Here is an 18,558-nt window from a genome sequence, read left to right as displayed (position 1 = left end):
GGCCACCCGCCTGAGGCGAGCGTGCCAATACTATTCTTAAGTGAGTTATCGGCTTCGTTATCAATTGGTTGAGGGCTAATTACCTACTAAATGTGGTGGTTCTGCGGCAGGAATAAAAAAAGCAGCCATATAGGCTGCTTTATTGTCGAACGCACAAGCGGCGTGAAGAGGCTTATTTCTTCTTCGCTTTCGGGTTCGGCAGGTCGGTGATGCTACCTTCGAACACTTCTGCGGCCAGGCCAACAGATTCGTGCAGCGTCGGGTGCGCGTGGATGGTCAGCGCGATATCTTCTGCATCACAGCCCATTTCGATCGCCAGACCGATTTCACCCAGCAGCTCGCCGCCGTTGGTGCCGACAACCGCGCCACCAATAATACGGTGCGTCTCTTTGTCGAAAATCAGTTTGGTCATACCGTCTGCGCAATCGGAAGCGATAGCACGGCCAGAAGCTGCCCACGGGAAGGTGGCGGTTTCGTAGCTGATGCCTTTCTCTTTCGCTTCTTTCTCGGTCAGACCTACCCATGCTACTTCTGGCTCGGTATAGGCGATAGACGGGATCACTTTCGGATCGAAGTAGTGTTTCTTACCGGCGATAACTTCTGCGGCAACGTGGCCTTCATGCACGCCTTTGTGCGCCAGCATCGGCTGACCGACGATGTCGCCGATAGCGAAGATGTGCGGCACATTGGTGCGCAGCTGTTTGTCGACGCGGATGAAGCCACGGTCGTCCACTTCCACGCCCGCTTTACCGGCGTCGAGGTTTTTACCGTTCGGCACACGGCCGATGGCGACCAGCACGGCGTCGTAACGCTGCGGTTCAGCCGGCGCTTTTTTGCCTTCCATCGTAACGTAGATACCGTCTTCTTTTGCTTCAACGGCGGTCACTTTGGTTTCCAGCATCAGGTTGAACTTCTTGCTGATGCGTTTGGTGAAGACTTTAACTACGTCTTTGTCGGCAGCCGGGATCACCTGGTCGAACATCTCAACCACGTCAATCTCTGAACCCAGCGCATGGTATACGGTGCCCATTTCCAGACCGATAATGCCGCCACCCATAACCAGCATACGCTTCGGTACGGATTTCAGCTCAAGCGCGCCGGTGGAGTCCCACACGCGCGGATCTTCATGCGGAATGAACGGCAGTTCAATCGGACGGGAACCCGCCGCGATGATGGCGTTGTCGAAGTTGATTACGGTTTTGCCGTTTTCGCCTTCCACTTCCAGGGTGTTCGCCCCGGTAAATTTACCCAGACCGTTAACCACTTTGACCTTACGGCCTTTTGCCATACCTGCGAGGCCGCCGGTCAGCTGGTTAATTACTTTGTCTTTCCAGGTGCGGATTTTGTCGATGTCGGTCTGCGGTTCGCCGAAGACGATGCCGTGCTCGGCCAGCGCTTTAGCTTCTTCAATCACTTTCGCGACGTGCAGCAGCGCTTTAGAAGGGATACAACCTACATTCAGACAAACACCGCCGAGGGTGTTGTAGCGTTCAACGATGACGGTTTCCAGACCTAAATCAGCGCAACGGAAGGCAGCAGAGTAACCTGCCGGGCCTGCCCCAAGTACGACGACCTGAGTTTTGATTTCAGTACTCATCATGACCTCTTATTGATTTCCGGCGGTCAGGGGTACTTCATGTCGCCCTTCATCCACCGGGACGTTCTATCCGCCCGCAGTTTACAAAATTGTTAACATTTTTGAAACAACAAACGGCTAACGAATTGTCCTTTGCCTCTGATAACCCCAAAAGCGCTATGAGATTAGCAGAAAAAAGCCGGCCGTCAGGCCGGCTTTTCGATTACATCACCAGACGGCGAATGTCGGACAGCATGTTATTGATGATGGTGATAAAGCGCGCCCCATCAGCACCGTCAATCACACGGTGGTCGAAGGAGAGTGAAATCGGCATCATCAGACGCGGAACGAACTCTTTACCGTTCCACACCGGCTCCATCGCGGACTTGGATACGCCCAGGATAGCCACTTCCGGCGCGTTCACAATCGGCGCGAAGTGGGTCGTACCCAGGCCGCCGATGCTGGAGATGGTGAAGCAGCCGCCCTGCATTTCGCCGGCAGTCAGTTTACCATCACGCGCTTTCTTGGAGATCACGGTCAGTTCGCGGGACAGCTCGGTCACGCTCTTCTTGTTCACGTCTTTAAAGACCGGAACCACCAGGCCATTCGGGGTATCAACCGCGACACCGATGTTGATGTATTTTTTCAGCGTCAGACGCTGACCATCTTCGGACAGCGAGCTGTTGAAACGTGGCATCTGCTCAAGGGCCGCAGCAACGGCTTTCATGATGAAGACCACTGGGGTGAATTTCACGTCCAGTTTACGTTTCTCGGCTTCGGCGTTCTGCTGTTTACGGAACGCTTCCAGATCGGTGATATCGGTTTTGTCGAAGTGGGTAACGTGCGGGATCATCACCCAGTTACGGCTCAGGTTAGCACCAGAGATTTTCTGGATACGGCCCAGTTCCACTTCTTCGATTTCGCCGAACTTGCTGAAGTCCACTTTCGGCCACGGCAGCATGCCTGGCAGGCCACCGCCGGTAGCGGCAGCAGGTGCGGATTCCGCGCGTTTCACCGCGTCTTTCACGTAAGCCTGAACGTCTTCGCGCAGGATACGGCCTTTACGACCGGAGCCTTTCACTTTCGACAGGTTCACGCCGAATTCGCGCGCCAGGCGGCGGATCAGCGGAGTCGCGTGGACGTAAGCGTCGTTCTCTGCGAAGTCAGATTTGCCTTCTGCTTTAGCCGGAGCCGCAGCAGCCGGTTTCTCTGCTTTTGCAGCCGGTGCCGGAGCCGCTTCCTGTTTCGCTGCCGGAGCAGCAGCAGGCGCAGCGCCTTCCACTTCGAAGACCATGATCAGCGAGCCGGTGGAGACTTTGTCGCCCACGTTCACTTTCAGCTCTTTTACCACGCCCGCGAACGGTGCCGGGACTTCCATCGAGGCTTTGTCGCCTTCAACGGTGATCAGAGACTGTTCAGCAGAGACTTTATCGCCGACTTTGACCATCACTTCGGTCACTTCAACTTCGTCACCGCCGATATCCGGTACGTTAACGTCTTTCGCGCCCGCAGCTGCTGCCGGAGCAGAAGCCGCTTCTTCTTTGACCTGCGGTTTCGCGTCAGCAGCCGGTGCAGCACCTGCCACTTCGAAGACCATAATCAGAGAACCGGTGGAGACTTTGTCGCCAGTGTTGACTTTGATCTCTTTCACGGTGCCAGCGAACGGCGCCGGAACTTCCATGGAGGCTTTGTCGCCTTCCACGGTGATCAGGGACTGCTCAGCGGTCACGCTGTCGCCCACTTTCACCAGAATTTCGGTCACTTCGACTTCATCACCGCCGATATCCGGCACGTGAACGTCTTTTGCGCTTGCAGCGGCCGGAGCAGCAGCTGCCGGCGCGGCTTCTTTCTTCTCTTCTGCCTGAGCAGGTGCAGCGTCAGCTGCACCGTCGGCGGAATCGAAAATCATGATCAGTTTACCGGTCTCGGTTTTGTCGCCGACAGAGACTTTGATCTCTTTCACGACGCCAGCCTGCGGAGACGGAACTTCCATAGAGGCTTTGTCGCCCTCTACGGTGATCAGCGACTGTTCAGCTTCAACTTTGTCGCCCACTTTGACCAGAATCTCGGTGATTTCTACTTCATCAGACCCGATGTCCGGTACGTTGATTTCGATAGCCATTGTCTCTTTACCTCTTACGCCAGACGCGGGTTAACTTTATCTGCATCGATGTTGAATTTGGTGATCGCTTCTGCCACCACTTTCTTGTCGATTTCGCCACGTTTAGCCAGTTCGCCCAGGGCTGCTACCACCACGTAAGAAGCATCAACTTCGAAGTGGTGACGCAGGTTTTCACGGCTGTCGGAACGACCGAAGCCATCGGTACCCAGTACGCGGTAATCATCAGCCGGTACATAAGTACGAACCTGTTCGGCGAACAGTTTCATATAGTCAGTAGATGCTACAGCCGGAGCGTCGTTCATCACCTGAGCGATGTACGGAACGCGCGGAGTTTCCAGCGGATGCAGCATGTTCCAGCGTTCACAATCCTGGCCATCACGCGCCAGTTCAGTGAAGGAGGTGACGCTATAAACGTCAGAACCTACGCCGTAGTCGTTAGCCAGGATCTGCGCTGCTTCACGAACGTGACGCAGGATAGAACCGGAGCCCAGCAGCTGAACTTTACCTTTGTTACCCGCAACGGTTTCGAGTTTGTAGATACCTTTACGGATACCTTCCTCGGCGCCTTCCGGCATTGCCGGCATGTGGTAGTTTTCGTTCAGCGTGGTGATGTAGTAGTAAACGTTCTCTTGTTTCTCGCCGTACATGCGCTGCAGGCCGTCATGCATGATGACCGCAACTTCGTAAGCGTAAGACGGATCGTAAGAGATACAGTTCGGGATAGTCAGCGACTGAATGTGGCTGTGACCATCCTCGTGCTGCAGACCTTCACCGTTCAGGGTCGTACGACCAGAAGTACCGCCTACCAGGAAGCCGCGAGCCTGCTGGTCGCCTGCCTGCCAGCACAGGTCACCGATACGCTGGAAACCGAACATCGAGTAGTAGATGTAGAACGGAATCATCGGCAGGTTGTTGGTGCTGTAAGAGGTCGCAGCCGCCAGCCAGGATGCGCCAGCACCCAGTTCGTTGATACCTTCCTGCAGGATCTGACCTTTCTCGTCTTCTTTGTAGTAAGCAACCTGCTCACGGTCCTGCGGGGTGTACTGCTGGCCGTTCGGGCTGTAAATACCAATCTGACGGAACAGACCTTCCATACCGAAGGTACGCGCTTCATCGGCGATGATCGGAACCAGGCGATCTTTGATCGACTTGTTCTTCAGCATCACGTTCAGGGCACGAACGAAGGCGATGGTGGTGGAGATCTCTTTGTTCTGCTCTTCCAGCAGCTGGGAGAAGTCTTCCAGCGCAGGCAGATCCAGTTTTTCGGTGAAGTTCGGCTGACGTGACGGCAGGTAGCCTTTCAGCGCCTGGCGACGTTCATGCAGATATTTGTGCTCTTCAGAGCCTTCAGCGAAGGTGAGGTAAGAGAGTTTTTCAACTTGCTCATCGGTCACCGGAACATTGAAGCGGTCGCGGATATAACGCACGCCGTCCATGTTCATTTTCTTCACCTGGTGGGCGATGTTTTTACCTTCGGCGGTATCGCCCATGCCATAACCTTTAACGGTGTGGGCCAGGATGACAGTTGCTTTGCCTTTGGTTTCCTGCGCTTTTTTCAGTGCAGCGTAGATTTTCTTCGGATCGTGACCACCACGGTTCAGTGCCCAGATCTGCTCGTCGCTCCAGTCTGCAACCAGTGCGGCGGTTTCCGGGTATTTACCGAAGAAGTGCTCGCGAACGTACGCACCATCTTTCGATTTGAAGGTCTGGTAGTCGCCGTCAACGGTTTCGTTCATCAGCTGGATCAGTTTACCGCTGGTGTCTTTACGCAGCAGCTCGTCCCAACGAGAACCCCACATCACCTTGATCACGTTCCAGCCAGCACCTGCGAAGATGCCTTCCAGTTCGTTGATGATTTTGCCGTTACCGGTGACCGGGCCATCAAGACGCTGCAGGTTACAGTTGATGATGAAGCAGAGGTTGTCCAGTTTCTCACGGGTCGCGATAGTGATCGCACCTTTGGATTCCGGCTCATCCATCTCGCCATCGCCGAGGAAGGCGTAAACGGTCTGTTCAGAGGTGTCTTTCAGACCACGGTGTTCCAGATATTTCAGGAACTTCGCCTGATAGATGGCACCAATCGGGCCCAGACCCATGGAAACGGTCGGGAACTGCCAGAATTCCGGCATCAGTTTCGGGTGCGGGTAAGAGGAGAGGCCTTTACCGTGAACTTCCTGACGGAAGTTGTTCATCTGCTCTTCAGTCAGACGACCTTCAACAAATGCACGTGCGTACACGCCCGGAGAGATGTGGCCCTGGAAGTACACCAGATCGCCGCCGTCTTTCTCGTTACGAGCGCGGAAGAAGTGGTTGAAGCAGACTTCGTAAATGGTTGCGGAAGACTGGAAGGAGGCCATGTGACCGCCCAGCTCGAGGTCTTTTTTAGACGCACGCAGAACCGTCATGATTGCGTTCCAGCGGATAGCTGAACGAATACGGCGTTCCAGTTCCAGATTGCCCGGGTATTCCGGTTCATCTTCAACGGCAATAGTGTTTACGTAGTTGCTCGCCCCTGTGCCAGCTGCCACTTTCACACCGCCTTTGCGGGCTTCAGAAAGGAGCTGGTCAATCAGATACTGAGCACGCTCAACACCTTCTTCACGGATGACCGATTCGATCGCCTGTAGCCAGTCGCGAGTTTCGATCGGATCCACGTCATTTTGTAAACGTTCTGACATGGGGGGTATTCCTTATCTATCTAATCGTTGATTGTCTGGAACCTGTCCCATTGCACTCTGACGGCCTGTAAAGGTTCGTAAAAGTGCAATAAGACAGGTTCTGCGTTTAGTTGCCGCGCTCTAAAAGTTGGCGCTGTTGTTACAACTCTTCCGGCACAATTTGCGCCAGAAAATTCTAATTCTTGCGCTGCTCCAGCCGACGCAGAGAGCGTTCACGACGACTCTGTTCACGGCTGCGATCCAGCAAAATCTCTTCGATAAACGCCAGATGGCGGTGCGACGCTTCACGCGCCTCTTCCGGTTTGCCAGCCATGATCGCGGCGAAGATACTCGCGCGATGGTTGCTGACCAGCGGTAGCATCTCGCGGCGGGCGTAGAGCAGTTCGAAGTTTTGACGAACGTTCTGCGCCAGCATCGGCTCCATGCAGCGTAGCAGATGAAGCAGGACTACATTATGTGCCGCTTCCGTTACGGCGATTTGATACTGCACGACCGCGCTGGACTCCGCGTCCAGATCGCCCGACTGCTGAGCCAGTTCGATGGCGCGATGCAGCTCGCCAATCCGCACTTTGTCTTCGTCGGTGCTGCGAAGCGCCGCGTAATAAGCAGCAATGCCTTCCAGTGCATGGCGCGTTTCGAGAAGATCAAATTGGGATTCGGGATGATCGGTCAGAAGCTCGACCAGCGGATCGCTGAAGCTCTGCCACAGACTGCTTTGGACAAAGGTCCCGCCACCCTGGCGACGTAGGAGCAGGCCTTTCGCTTCGAGACGCTGGATGGCCTCGCGCAGTGAAGGACGAGAAACGTCGAACTGTTTGGCCAGTTCGCGCTCTGGAGGAAGTTTTTCACCGGGACGGAGTGTGCCCTCGAGAATCAAAAACTCCAGTTGCTGCTCAATCACATCGGAAAGTTTAGGTTGGCGGATTTTGCTGTAGGCCATTGTTCCCTGTCTCTGCCACTCGCCCGGAGTAAATTGGTCTTACCAATTTCATATTGTTGACGCTAAAGTAACAAAGTATTCACCTTCTGTCCATACAGGTTTTGATTGAAATCAGGAAACCACGCACATTTTAACAAGCAAAGAGAAATGGCGTTTCAAAGATGTAACCTTACGCAAATGACTCGTTTACCCCTTAAGAGTGAGTTTTAACTTTCCCGAAACGCAAATTACTGAATGTGAACCGATTCAGTCGGTTTATAGATGATTTTTTATTCACTTCTGATGAATAAAAAGAGGGGTGTTTTGGTATGAGGGGGTAAGAGGGTTATTGGCCGACGCTCTTTTTTTCATCAGCTCGTCATAGACCCGTCATAAAGCAGATGCATTCCCGTTCGCTTACCACTATTCTTTGGCATGCGAAAGGTCTCAAGTCAAAATCATCCTGCCGCTTCGTAAAGCAAAAAATACATATAAATGGAACTTATTCATTACACGCTTAAACATAGCGTAAACATAATAACCACACACGAGGTTTCATAATGGAAGGTCAACAGCACGGCGATCAGCTAAAGCGCGGCCTTAAGAACCGCCATATACAGCTTATCGCGCTGGGCGGTGCTATTGGGACTGGGCTGTTTCTGGGCAGCGCGTCAGTCATCCAGTCGGCCGGCCCCGGCATTATTCTCGGCTACGCCATTGCCGGTTTTATCGCGTTTCTGATTATGCGCCAGCTCGGTGAGATGGTGGTCGAAGAGCCAGTTGCCGGCTCCTTCAGCCATTTCGCTTACAAATACTGGGGCAGTTTTGCCGGCTTCGCCTCCGGCTGGAACTACTGGGTGCTCTACGTGCTGGTCGCCATGGCCGAACTGACGGCGGTCGGTAAATATGTCCAGTTCTGGTGGCCGGAAATTCCTACCTGGGTTTCTGCGGCCGTCTTCTTTGTCGTTATCAACGCCATCAACCTGACCAACGTAAAAGTGTTCGGCGAGATGGAGTTCTGGTTTGCCATTATCAAAGTGGTGGCCGTGGTGGCGATGATCCTCTTCGGCGGCTGGCTGCTGTTTAGCGACAGCGCAGGCCCGCAGGCGACGGTTCGCAACTTATGGGAACAAGGCGGCTTCCTGCCGCACGGCATCGGCGGCCTGGTGATGATGATGGCGATCATCATGTTCTCCTTCGGCGGGCTGGAGCTGGTCGGTATCACCGCGGCGGAAGCAGATAACCCGGAGCAGAGCATTCCCAAAGCGACCAACCAGGTTATCTACCGCATTCTGATCTTCTATATCGGCTCGCTGGCGGTGCTGCTCTCTCTGCTGCCGTGGACCCGCGTAACGGCTGACACCAGCCCGTTTGTACTGATCTTCCATGAACTGGGCGACTCCTTTGTAGCCAACGCGCTGAATATCGTGGTGCTGACGGCGGCACTGTCGGTCTACAACAGCTGCGTTTACTGCAACAGCCGTATGCTGTTTGGCCTGGCCAAACAGGGCAACGCGCCGAAGATGCTGCAAAAAACCGACAAGCGCGGCGTGCCGGTCAACACCATCCTCGTCTCCGCACTCTTCACCGCGCTTTGCGTGCTGATTAACTACCTCGCACCGGAATCCGCCTTTGGGCTGCTGATGGCGCTGGTGGTCTCCGCGCTGGTGATTAACTGGGCGATGATTAGCCTCGCGCACATGCGTTTTCGTCGTGCGAAGCAGCAACAGGGCGTGAAACCGCGCTTCCCGGCGCTCTTCTACCCGCTGGGGAACTGGATCTGCCTGATCTTTATGGCGGCAGTGCTGGTTATCATGGTGATGACGCCGGGTATGGCGATCTCCGTGTGGCTTATCCCGGTATGGATTGCGATTCTTGGCGTCGGTTACCTGGTACGACAGAAAAATGCAAAAGCGGTAAAAGCACACTGATCCCCTTCTGCCCTGCCCTCTCCCGCCCGGGAGAGGGTTGTTAAACCGATGTTAACTTCCTCACACTTTCCTTTACGTAGCCATATTGTCCATCTCTGCGGCGTGATCCTGCTACGCAAATAAAAATTTACGGGCGAATAATCGAACTCATACCTCAGAGGGAGACCCGTCGATGGACACCACTAAACTGTCTGTTAAAGAGAAGATTGGTTATGGCATGGGCGATGCCGGATGCAACATCATCTTTGGCGCCATCATGCTGTTTGTGAACTATTTTTACACCGATATCTTCGGTCTGGCTCCCGCGCTGGTTGGCGTGCTGCTGCTGTCGATTCGCGTTATTGATGCCATTACCGACCCGTTAATGGGCGCGCTGGCCGACCGCACGCAAAGCAAATATGGCCGTTTTCGCCCGTGGCTGCTGTGGATTGCCGTCCCTTACGCGGTCTTTAGCGTGCTGATGTTTACCACCCCGGAGTGGACCTACAGCAGCAAAGTTATCTATGCCTTTGTCACCTACTTCCTGCTCTCGCTCACCTATACCGCCATTAACATTCCCTACTGCTCACTGGGCGGCGTTATCACTAACGATCCGAAAGAGCGCGTGGCCTGCCAGTCTTACCGGTTTGTGATGGTCGGCATCGCGACGCTGCTGCTGTCGCTGACGCTGCTGCCGATGGCAGAGTGGTTCGGCGGCGCGGATAAAGCCAAAGGCTATCAGATGGCGATGACGGTGCTGGCATTTATCGGCATGTGTATGTTCCTGTACTGCTTTGCTACGGTGCGCGAGCGTGTACGCCCGGCGGTGCCGACCAATGACGATCTGAAGAAAGATTTCAGGGACGTGTGGAAGAACGATCAGTGGGTGCGCATCCTGCTGCTGACGCTGTGCAATGTCTGCCCCGGCTTTATCCGTATGGCTGCCACCATGTATTACGTCACCTGGGTGATGCAGGAGAGCACCCACTTCGCCACGCTGTTTATCAGCCTCGGCGTGGTCGGCATGATGTTCGGCAGCATGCTGGCAAAAGTGCTGACCGACCGCTGGTGCAAACTGAAAGTCTTCTTCTGGACCAATATCGCGCTGGCGATCTTCTCCTGCGGCTTTTACTTCCTCGACCCGCGCGCAACGGTGATGATTGCCGTGCTCTACTTCCTGCTCAACATCCTGCATCAGATCCCCTCCCCGCTGCACTGGTCGCTGATGGCCGATGTCGATGACTACGGCGAGTGGAAAACCGGCAAACGTATCACCGGCATCAGCTTTTCCGGCAACCTCTTCTTCCTGAAAGTGGGGCTGGCGGTGGCGGGCGCGATGGTTGGTTTCCTGCTCTCCTGGTATGGCTACGACGCCGGTGCCAAACAGCAGAGCGCCAGCGCTATCAACGGCATTATGCTGCTGTTTACGGTGATCCCGGGCGTCGGTTATCTCATCACCGCTGGCGTGGTTCGTCTGTTGAAAGTCGACCGTGAACTGATGAAACAGATCCAGGCGGATCTGGAAAAACGCCGCATTAACTACCACGAACTGAGCGACAGCCAGAGCGTACCGGCGGCGAAAAACGTAAGGAATGCATAATGAAAACCTGGCCGAACCCCTTTATTGAACAGCGCGCAGACCCGTTTATTCTGCGCCACGACGAACACTACTACTTTGTCGCCTCGGTGCCGGAGTACGACCGCCTGGAGATCCGCCGCGCCGCTACGCTCGACGGGCTGCGCAGCGCCGAAGGCGTTGTGGTGTGGCGCAAGCCGCAAAGCGGGCCGATGAGCGAGCTTATCTGGGCGCCGGAGCTGCATCATATCGAGGGCAAATGGTATTTATACTTTGCCGCTACCGGAACCAAGGCTCTCGATAAGCTGAATATGTTCCAGCACCGCATGTTTGTGCTGGAGTGCGCAGATGCCGATCCGCTCAGCGGAGAGTGGGTTGAAAAAGGCCAGGTTAAGACGCCATTCGACACCTTTGCGCTGGATGCCACCACCTTTGTACATCAGGGCAAGCGCTGGTATTTGTGGGCGCAAAAAGCGCCGGATATTGCCGGCAACTCCAATCTCTATCTGGCGGAGATGGAGAACCCGTGGACGCTGAAAGGGGAGCCGGTGATGTTAAGCAAACCGGAGTTTGAGTGGGAGTGCCGCGGCTTTCTGGTTAACGAAGGCCCGGCGGTGCTGTTTCACGAAGATAAGCTCTTTATCAGCTACTCCGCCAGCGCGACGGACGAGAACTACTGCATGGGGCTACTGTGGATCGATCTTAACGCCAACCCGCTTGCGCCGCAAAACTGGCATAAATCGCCAGAGCCGGTGTTTAAAACCAGTTATGAAAACCGCCAGTATGGACCGGGACACAATAGCTTTACGCAGACGCCGGAGGGAGAAGATGTGCTGGTGTATCACGCGCGTAACTACACCGAAATTGAGGGCGATCCGCTTTACGATCCCAACCGCCATACGCGCCTGAAAACGATTCGCTGGCAGGAAAACGGGATGCCTGATTTCGGCATCCCGGCGGCGGATAATCAGTAAACCGGCGGCACGCGGTTACATCAGCGTGCCGTAAATCGTCAGTAACGCCACCACCACGACCACGGCAAACGAGGTCTTCTTCGCCATCGACACCGCCGCTTTCGGCGTGGCGACCTTATCATGATGCGGCTCGCGCGCCAGCGAGAACTGTGCCAGCCGCGTTAACACATGGTATTGCGAGGTGTGGGTATCACCGAGCGAGGCAAACCAGGCAGGCAGTGCTTTCTCACCATGGCCGAGCAACGCATAGACCACGCCCGCAAGGCGCACCGGCACCCAATCGAGCAGATGTAAAATAGCGTCGATGCCCGATTGCTGCCGCTCGGTCGGCGTCTTGAAGCGCGCCAGCCAGTACTGCCAGGCGCGCAAAAAGGCGTACCCAACCAGCAATACCGGCCCCCAGGGGCCACCCACCACAAACCAGAAGAGCGGCGCGAGGTAGAAGCGGAAGTTAATCCACAGCAGCGCATTCTGCAATTCGCGCAGGAACTCGCGCTCGTCGCAACCGGGCGGCACGCCGTGAATCAGCGTCAGCTCACTGGCCATCGCCATATGGGCGCGGCTGTCGTTTCGCGCCGCCGCTTTCAGATAGGCGTGGTAGTGCAAACGCACTTTGCCCGCGCCGATGCACAGCAGGCCAATCAGGATCCACACCACCAGCAGCGGGACATTGAAAAACAGCCCCAACAGCGCGCGCAGGATCAGGAAGGTCACCAGCATGGCTAACGCCGTCATTAACAGCGTTCTCAGCATCGAATAGCGCTTGATGCGCCGGAACAGCACCTCCAGCCGGTGATCCAGTTGCCAGTGCTCTCCCAGTTTAAACAGCCGCTCCGCTGCCAGCACCAGCAGCATGGTGAATAACGTCATGGCTTCTCCTTTTCTGACAACGCGGCGACCAGGGCGCGAAATTTGGCCCAGTCAAACGCAGGGCCGGGGTCGGTCTTGCGTTCAGGCGCGATATCGCTGTGTCCGGTCATATTGTCGGCAATCGCCGGGTAAAGCTCAATCACCGTTCGTGTCACCGCCGCCAGTTGGCGGTACTGCGCGTCGGTATACGCCAGATCGTCCGTTCCCTCAAGCTCAATACCGATTGAGAAATCGTTGCAGCGCTCGCGCCCCTGATAAGAGGAGACGCCCGCATGCCAGGCGCGCTTATCGAAAGGCACATATTGCACGATTTCTCCGTCGCGGCGAATCAGACAGTGCGCAGAAACGCGAAGATGAGCAATGCCGGCAAAATAGGGATCGGCGCTGGGATCCAGCGTGCCGGTAAAGAGCGCGTCAATCCACGGGCCGCCAAACTCGCCGGGAGGCAGGCTGATATTATGTACCACCAACAGTGATGGCGACTCATCGTCCGGGCGGCAATCATAATGCGGAGAGGGCACATGCCGCGCCTCCACCAGCCAACCCTTGCGTAACTGCATAAGGAACTCCTTATAGAGGATGGTGCTGAAACACGCTTCAGAGTAGCATGCTTAGGCCGCCTCCCATAATGCCGGAGCTGCACAACCAAACGCTAACTTTGTGATTCGTTACACTTTTTGGAGCCTATCATGCCGCCTCGCCGCTATAACCCCGACCTTCGCCGTGACGCGTTGCTCAAACGCATCGAACTGGATATTCCTGCCGCCGTCGCGCTGGCATTGCGTGAAGATCTCGGTGGAGAAGTCGATGCGAATAACGACATTACCGCGCAATTATTACCGCCAGAGAATCGCTCCCATGCGGTAGTGATCACCCGTGAAGAGGGGGTGTTCTGCGGTAAACGCTGGGTTGAAGAGGTGTTTATACAGCTGGCGGGCGACGACGTGAAGCTCACCTGGCACGTTGCGGATGGCGACACGGTGCACGCCGATCAGCCGCTGTTTGAGCTGGATGGCCCTTCGCGCGTGCTGCTCACCGGTGAACGTACGGCGCTCAACTTTGTCCAGACGCTCTCCGGCGTCGCCAGCGCGGTGCGCAACTATGTTGCCCTGCTGGAGGGCACCAAAACACAACTGCTTGATACGCGCAAAACCCTGCCCGGCCTGCGCACGGCGCTGAAATATGCGGTGCTCTGCGGCGGTGGCGCGAATCATCGTCTCGGGCTTTCCGATGCGTTTCTGATCAAAGAGAACCACATTATCGCCGCAGGCTCAGTGCGCAACGCGGTAGAGAAGGCCTTCTGGCTGCATCCGGATGTGCCGGTCGAGGTTGAAGTCGAGACGCTGGAAGAGTTCGATGATGCGCTGAAGGCGGGTGCCGATATCATCATGCTGGATAACTTCGCGCCCGAGCAGATGCGCGAAGCGGTCAAACGGGCTAACGGCCAGGCGAAGCTGGAGGTCTCCGGCAATGTTACCGAGCAGACGCTGCGCGAATTTGCACAAACCGGCGTCGATTACATCTCTGTCGGCGCGCTGACCAAACACGTCCGCGCCCTCGATCTCTCGATGCGTTTTCGCTGATCATCTCCCAATATCACGGGCCGCTGGCCCGTTTTTTTGCGGCTTATCTCGCAGCAATCTTGTTCTGTTATGCAACTGCGGTAAAAACGCCGGAAGCCACTTTCCGGGGTGCTCTTTTGCCCCTCGCACCGCTTTTCACCCCCTGACACAGTAACGGCTCTGCATAAGGAGCCGTCTATGAACAGACAACACGGATTTACCCTCATTGAGCTGATGGTGGTGATTGGCATCATCGCCATTCTGAGCGCCATCGGCATTCCCGCCTATCAAAACTACCTGCGTAAAGCAGCGCTAACGGACATGCTGCAAACCTTTGTTCCCTACCGCACCGCCGTCGAGCTCTGCGCGCTGGAGCGCGGCGGCGTCGATAGCTGCGATGCCAGCAGCAATGGCATCCCCGCTCCAACGACAACGCGTTATGTCGCCGCGCTCAGCGTTGCCAAAGGCGTGGTTTCGCTCACCGGCCAGGAGAGTCTTAATGGCCTGAATGTTGTGATGACACCGCAGTGGAGCAGCGCAAATGGCATTCAGGGCTGGGCGCGCAACTGTAACACCGAGGCAGACAGTGCGTTGCAGCAGGCGTGCGAAGACGTTTTCCGTACCGGTCGATAAGGATATCTGATGAAAGAGAACAAACTTGAGGCGCTGTGCCGCCGCCATAATGCGGCCTTACTGAGCAAAGATGATGACGCGCTGGTTATCGCGGTTGTAGGCAGCCCGAGCATGGAGCTAATGGAGTCACTCAGTTTCGTTGCCCAGCAGCGTGTTGATATTCGCTGCTGGACGCAGGAGGAGATGGAAAAACATCAACAGCTCGCCGCGCAGGCGCTACCTGCGGCAAGTGCCGCACTCACCGAGGAGAGCGGCTCGGCGGTCGAGATCATCAACCATACGCTGCAGCAGGCGCTGATGCTGCGCGCATCAGATATCCATTTCGAGCCGGGCGAGACGCACTACGCGATCCGCCTGCGGGTGGATGGAGTGCTCCATCCGCTGTCGCCTCTGCCCTGCACCCTCTCCGACACTCTGACCGCCCGGTTAAAAGTGATGGGCAATCTGGATATCGCCGAGCGGCGGTTGCCGCAGGATGGGCAGTTCACCGTCACCCTCGCCGATCAGCCGGTGTCGTTTCGTATTGCCACACTGCCCTGCCGCCACGGCGAGAAAGTGGTGCTGCGGCTGCTGCACCAGGTAAACCAGGCGCTGGCACTGCCTGCGCTCGGCATGACCGACGCGCAGCTGACGCAGTTCAACGCCGCGCTGGCGCAGCCGCAAGGTCTACTGCTGGTGACCGGTCCCACGGGCAGCGGGAAGACAGTCACGCTCTACAGCGCGTTGCAGGCGCGCAATAAACCGGAGGTTAATCTTTGCAGCGTGGAAGATCCAGTGGAGATCCCGCTTGCCGGGCTGAATCAAACGCAGATTGCTCCGCGCGCCGGGCTCACTTTTCAGAGCGTACTGCGCGCCCTGCTGCGCCAGGACCCCGACGTCATTATGGTCGGCGAGATCCGCGATGGTGAAACCGCCGAGATTGCTATCAAGGCCGCGCAGACGGGCCACCTGGTGCTGTCGACGCTACATACTAACTCCACCAGCGAAACGCTGGTGCGGATTGAGCAGATGGGTGTGGCGCGCTGGATGATCTCTTCGGCATTATCGCTGGTGGTTGCCCAGCGCTTGGTGCGTAAGCTCTGCCCCCACTGCCGTAAACTGGCGACAGAGAGCATTCATCTGCCGGATAACGTCTGGTCACGCCCGCTGCCACGCTGGCGCGCTCAGGGGTGTGAAGCTTGTTATCACGGTTTCTACGGCCGGGTGGCGCTGTTTGAGATCCTCAACATCACACCACCGATCCGTCAGGCGATTGCCAGCGGCATGAGCGTGAACGAGATTGAGCAGTGCGCGCGTGAAGAGGGCATGACAACGCTCTTTCATCATGGCTGCCAGGCGGTTGAACAGGGGCTGACGACCTTTGAGGAACTGGTACGGATATTGGGCTACCCGCATGGCGAGTAGGCAACTCTGGCAATGGTCGGGGCTGGATGATAGCGGTGAACTACATGAGGGGCTGCTCTGGAGTGTAAGCCGTGACGCGGCGGTGTTATGCCTGTTGCAGCAGCGTCACCATCCGTTGACGCTGAAACGTCGAGCGGTGCGCGCACGTCTCTGGAGCCCCGAGCAGAGCACGCCGCTGCTTAACCAGCTTGCCACCCTGCTTCAGGCCGGGCTGACACTGCCGGAAGGGTTACAGCTGATGGCGGAGCAGCACCCGGCCAGACAGTGGCAGGCACTGCTGCGCAGCCTGTCAGCGGCACTCGAAGAAGGGGAAACCTTCTCTGCGGCGCTGCGTCAGTGGCCGGAAGTCTTTCCGCCGCTCTGGCAGGCGATGATCCGCACCGGTGAACTGACCGGCAAGCTGGACGAGTGCTGCTTCAGGCTCGCTGCGCAACAAAAAGCGCAGCATGAACTGAAGCTGAAGGTGAAAAAAGCGCTGCGCTATCCGCTGATTATTTTGTCGCTGACCGCGGCGGTGGTGCTGGCGATGATCTATCTGGTGCTGCCGGAGTTCGCCGCCATCTACCAGACCTTTAATACGCCGCTGCCGGCATTAACGCGCGGCGTCATTGCGGGCGCCGGGATAGTCAAACAGTGCGCGCTGCCTTTGATGCTGGTTAGCGGGCTGGCAGGCGCGCTGCTGCTACGGCTACGTAGTCACGACAACTGGCTACGTGCCTGTCAGCGGTTCTTGCTTGCCAGCCCGGTTATCGGGCCGCTGGTGCGCGGGCAACGGCTGAGCCAGATCTTTACCGTCTTGTCGCTGACCCAGCGTGCCGGTATTGCCTTTTTACAGGGACTGGAGAGCGTGACCGAAACGGTGGTCTGCCCCTACTGGCGGGATCTGTTAGTACGGGCGCAGCGGGAGATAACCGAGGGTGTGCCGATATTTGCCGCATTAAAAGCGAGCGGTGAGTTTCCACCGCTTTGCATACAGCTGGTGCGAACCGGGGAGCTGTCAGGCGCGCTCGACAGCATGCTGGATAATCTGGCGCAGTATTACAGTGAACAGACGCAACGTCAGGCCGACGGGCTGGCGGCGGTGCTGGAGCCGCTGATGCTGGTGGCGACAGGGATAATCATTGGTGTGCTGGTGGTGGCAATGTACCTGCCCATCTTTCATCTTGGCGATGCGATGGGCGGTACGGGCTGATGGCGGTATAACACGTTAAGCCGCGTTTACCGCAAGCCAGTTACAGGCTGTTGAAAACGCGGTTTTCCTGCTCCTGAACGCGAATAAAGGTGGTGCGTTTGGTCAGCTCTTTCAGACGAGAGGCACCGACGTAAGTGCAGGCGGAACGTAAACCACCGAGAATATCGCGCGCGGTATTCTCAACCGGGCCACGCAGCGGAAGCTTAACGGTTTTGCCTTCAGCGGCGCGGTAGCCTGCCACGCCACCAACGTGACGGTTCATCGCGGACTCAGAACTCATGCCGTAGAAGAGCATAAACTTCTCGCCGTTCTCTTCCATCAGCGTGCCGCCGCTCTCTTCATGCCCTGCCAGCATACCGCCAAGCATCACGAAGTCTGCGCCGCCGCCAAACGCCTTAGCAACGTCGCCCGGCACGGTGCAACCGCCGTCGCTGACGATCTGGCCGCCAAGGCCGTGCGCCGCATCGGCACACTCAATAACCGCTGAGAGCTGCGGGTAACCGACGCCGGTTTTCACGCGCGTCGTGCAGACAGAGCCGGGGCCAATGCCCACTTTGACGATATCGGCGCCGGAGAGGATCAGCTCTTCGCACATTTCGCCGGTTACGACGTTGCCCGCGCAGATGGTTTTGTCCGGCCAGGCTTCACGGGCCTTAGCCAAAAACTGCACGAAGTGTTCGGAGTAGCCGTTAGCAACGTCGATGCAGACAAAATTGAGCGAGGAATGCAGCGCGAGGATCTGTTTGGTTTTTTCGAAATCGGCATCGGATGTGCCGGTTGATACCATTACGTGACGCAGCACAGAGTCGGCCTGTGCCTGCACAAATGCTCGCCACTCTTCAACGGAGTAGTGCTTGTGTACGGCAGTCAGGATATCGAACGAGGCCAACGCTTTCGCCATGGCGAATGTCCCTACGGTATCCATATTGGCAGCGATAACCGGTACGCCAGACCAGCGCATTCCTGAGTGCTTGAAAGTGAATTCGCGCTCCAGTTCAACATCGGAACGGCTTTTAAGAGTGGAACGTTTAGGGCGGATAAGAACGTCTTTGAAACCTAACTTCAAATCTTCTTCGATACGCATGTAGGGATTCCTGGGGTTAATGGCGCTAAGACAAACTCACAACTCCAGTGACGCTATC

The 18,558-nt window shown here is 56.4% G+C and carries 14 protein-coding genes; 7 read left to right on the top strand and 7 right to left on the bottom strand.

Going from position 1 to position 18,558, the window contains the following annotated elements; genetic code table 11:
- Positions 1–172: 172 nt before the first annotated feature.
- From lpdA to pdhR, 4 genes are all read right to left on the bottom strand, one after another.
- Positions 173–1,597: a dihydrolipoyl dehydrogenase gene (gene lpdA, locus IAE50_RS06845; protein WP_042711868.1), complete on the bottom strand. Its 1,425-nt coding sequence runs from the start codon at positions 1,595–1,597 to the stop codon at positions 173–175.
- A 202-nt stretch (positions 1,598–1,799) separates the two neighbouring features.
- Positions 1,800–3,698 carry a pyruvate dehydrogenase complex dihydrolipoyllysine-residue acetyltransferase gene (aceF, locus tag IAE50_RS06840; protein ID WP_054802810.1) on the bottom strand — a complete coding sequence of 633 codons (1,899 nt, stop codon included), beginning with the start codon at positions 3,696–3,698 and terminating at the stop codon, positions 1,800–1,802.
- A gap of 14 nt (positions 3,699–3,712) precedes the next feature.
- Positions 3,713–6,376, bottom strand: a complete 2,664-nt coding sequence (gene aceE, locus IAE50_RS06835; RefSeq protein WP_023480311.1) for a pyruvate dehydrogenase (acetyl-transferring), homodimeric type — start codon at positions 6,374–6,376, stop codon at positions 3,713–3,715.
- Between the two features lie 175 nt (positions 6,377–6,551).
- On the bottom strand, positions 6,552–7,316 hold the full coding sequence (gene pdhR, locus IAE50_RS06830; protein WP_023480248.1) for a pyruvate dehydrogenase complex transcriptional repressor PdhR: 765 nt from the start codon (positions 7,314–7,316) through the stop codon (positions 6,552–6,554).
- Between the two features lie 536 nt (positions 7,317–7,852).
- On the opposite strand from pdhR, the gene aroP reads away from it, so the two are divergent.
- The 3 genes from aroP (at position 7,853) to IAE50_RS06815 (ending at position 11,755) form a co-directional block, all read left to right on the top strand.
- Positions 7,853–9,226 carry an aromatic amino acid transporter AroP gene (gene aroP / locus IAE50_RS06825; RefSeq protein ID WP_094192963.1) on the top strand — a complete coding sequence of 458 codons (1,374 nt, stop codon included), beginning with the start codon at positions 7,853–7,855 and terminating at the stop codon, positions 9,224–9,226.
- Positions 9,227–9,398: 172 nt separating this feature from the next.
- Positions 9,399–10,805: a glycoside-pentoside-hexuronide (GPH):cation symporter gene (locus IAE50_RS06820; RefSeq protein WP_054802809.1), complete on the top strand. Its 1,407-nt coding sequence runs from the start codon at positions 9,399–9,401 to the stop codon at positions 10,803–10,805.
- Positions 10,805–11,755, top strand: a complete 951-nt coding sequence (locus IAE50_RS06815; protein ID WP_200579893.1) for a family 43 glycosylhydrolase — start codon at positions 10,805–10,807, stop codon at positions 11,753–11,755. The genes IAE50_RS06820 and IAE50_RS06815 overlap by 1 nt, the downstream gene beginning before the upstream one ends.
- 15 nt (positions 11,756–11,770) lie before the next feature.
- Here the strand turns inward: IAE50_RS06815 and ampE are convergent, their stop codons facing one another.
- Positions 11,771–12,625 carry a beta-lactamase regulator AmpE gene (gene ampE / locus IAE50_RS06810; RefSeq protein ID WP_200579892.1) on the bottom strand — a complete coding sequence of 285 codons (855 nt, stop codon included), beginning with the start codon at positions 12,623–12,625 and terminating at the stop codon, positions 11,771–11,773.
- Positions 12,622–13,185 carry a 1,6-anhydro-N-acetylmuramyl-L-alanine amidase AmpD gene (ampD, locus tag IAE50_RS06805; RefSeq protein ID WP_042713107.1) on the bottom strand — a complete coding sequence of 188 codons (564 nt, stop codon included), beginning with the start codon at positions 13,183–13,185 and terminating at the stop codon, positions 12,622–12,624. The genes ampE and ampD overlap by 4 nt, the downstream gene beginning before the upstream one ends.
- Positions 13,186–13,314: 129 nt before the next feature.
- Here ampD and nadC point away from each other — a divergent pair, with 129 nt between their 5' ends.
- From nadC to hofC, 4 genes are all read left to right on the top strand, one after another.
- Positions 13,315–14,208, top strand: a complete 894-nt coding sequence (nadC, locus tag IAE50_RS06800; protein WP_200579891.1) for a carboxylating nicotinate-nucleotide diphosphorylase — start codon at positions 13,315–13,317, stop codon at positions 14,206–14,208.
- Positions 14,209–14,385: 177 nt separating this feature from the next.
- Positions 14,386–14,820, top strand: a complete 435-nt coding sequence (gene ppdD, locus IAE50_RS06795; protein WP_200579890.1) for a prepilin peptidase-dependent pilin — start codon at positions 14,386–14,388, stop codon at positions 14,818–14,820.
- Positions 14,821–14,829: 9 nt separating this feature from the next.
- Positions 14,830–16,224, top strand: coding sequence for a type II secretion system protein GspE (gspE, locus tag IAE50_RS06790; protein WP_200579889.1), 1,395 nt, complete (start codon positions 14,830–14,832; stop codon positions 16,222–16,224).
- Positions 16,214–17,416 (top strand): protein transport protein HofC, encoded by a 1,203-nt coding sequence (gene hofC, locus IAE50_RS06785; protein WP_200579888.1) that lies wholly within the window; start codon positions 16,214–16,216, stop codon positions 17,414–17,416. The genes gspE and hofC overlap by 11 nt, the downstream gene beginning before the upstream one ends.
- A gap of 40 nt (positions 17,417–17,456) precedes the next feature.
- Here the strand turns inward: hofC and IAE50_RS06780 are convergent, their stop codons facing one another.
- Positions 17,457–18,500, bottom strand: a complete 1,044-nt coding sequence (locus IAE50_RS06780) for a GMP reductase (protein ID WP_128483637.1) — start codon at positions 18,498–18,500, stop codon at positions 17,457–17,459.
- Positions 18,501–18,558 lie beyond the last annotated feature (58 nt).

Origin of the sequence: Kosakonia sp. S42 (assembly GCF_016624785.1) — a bacterium.
Lineage (GTDB): Bacteria > Pseudomonadota > Gammaproteobacteria > Enterobacterales > Enterobacteriaceae > Kosakonia > Kosakonia cowanii.
Note: the sequence above shows the minus strand (reverse complement) of the source record. Positions and strands in the feature narration are given on the sequence as shown.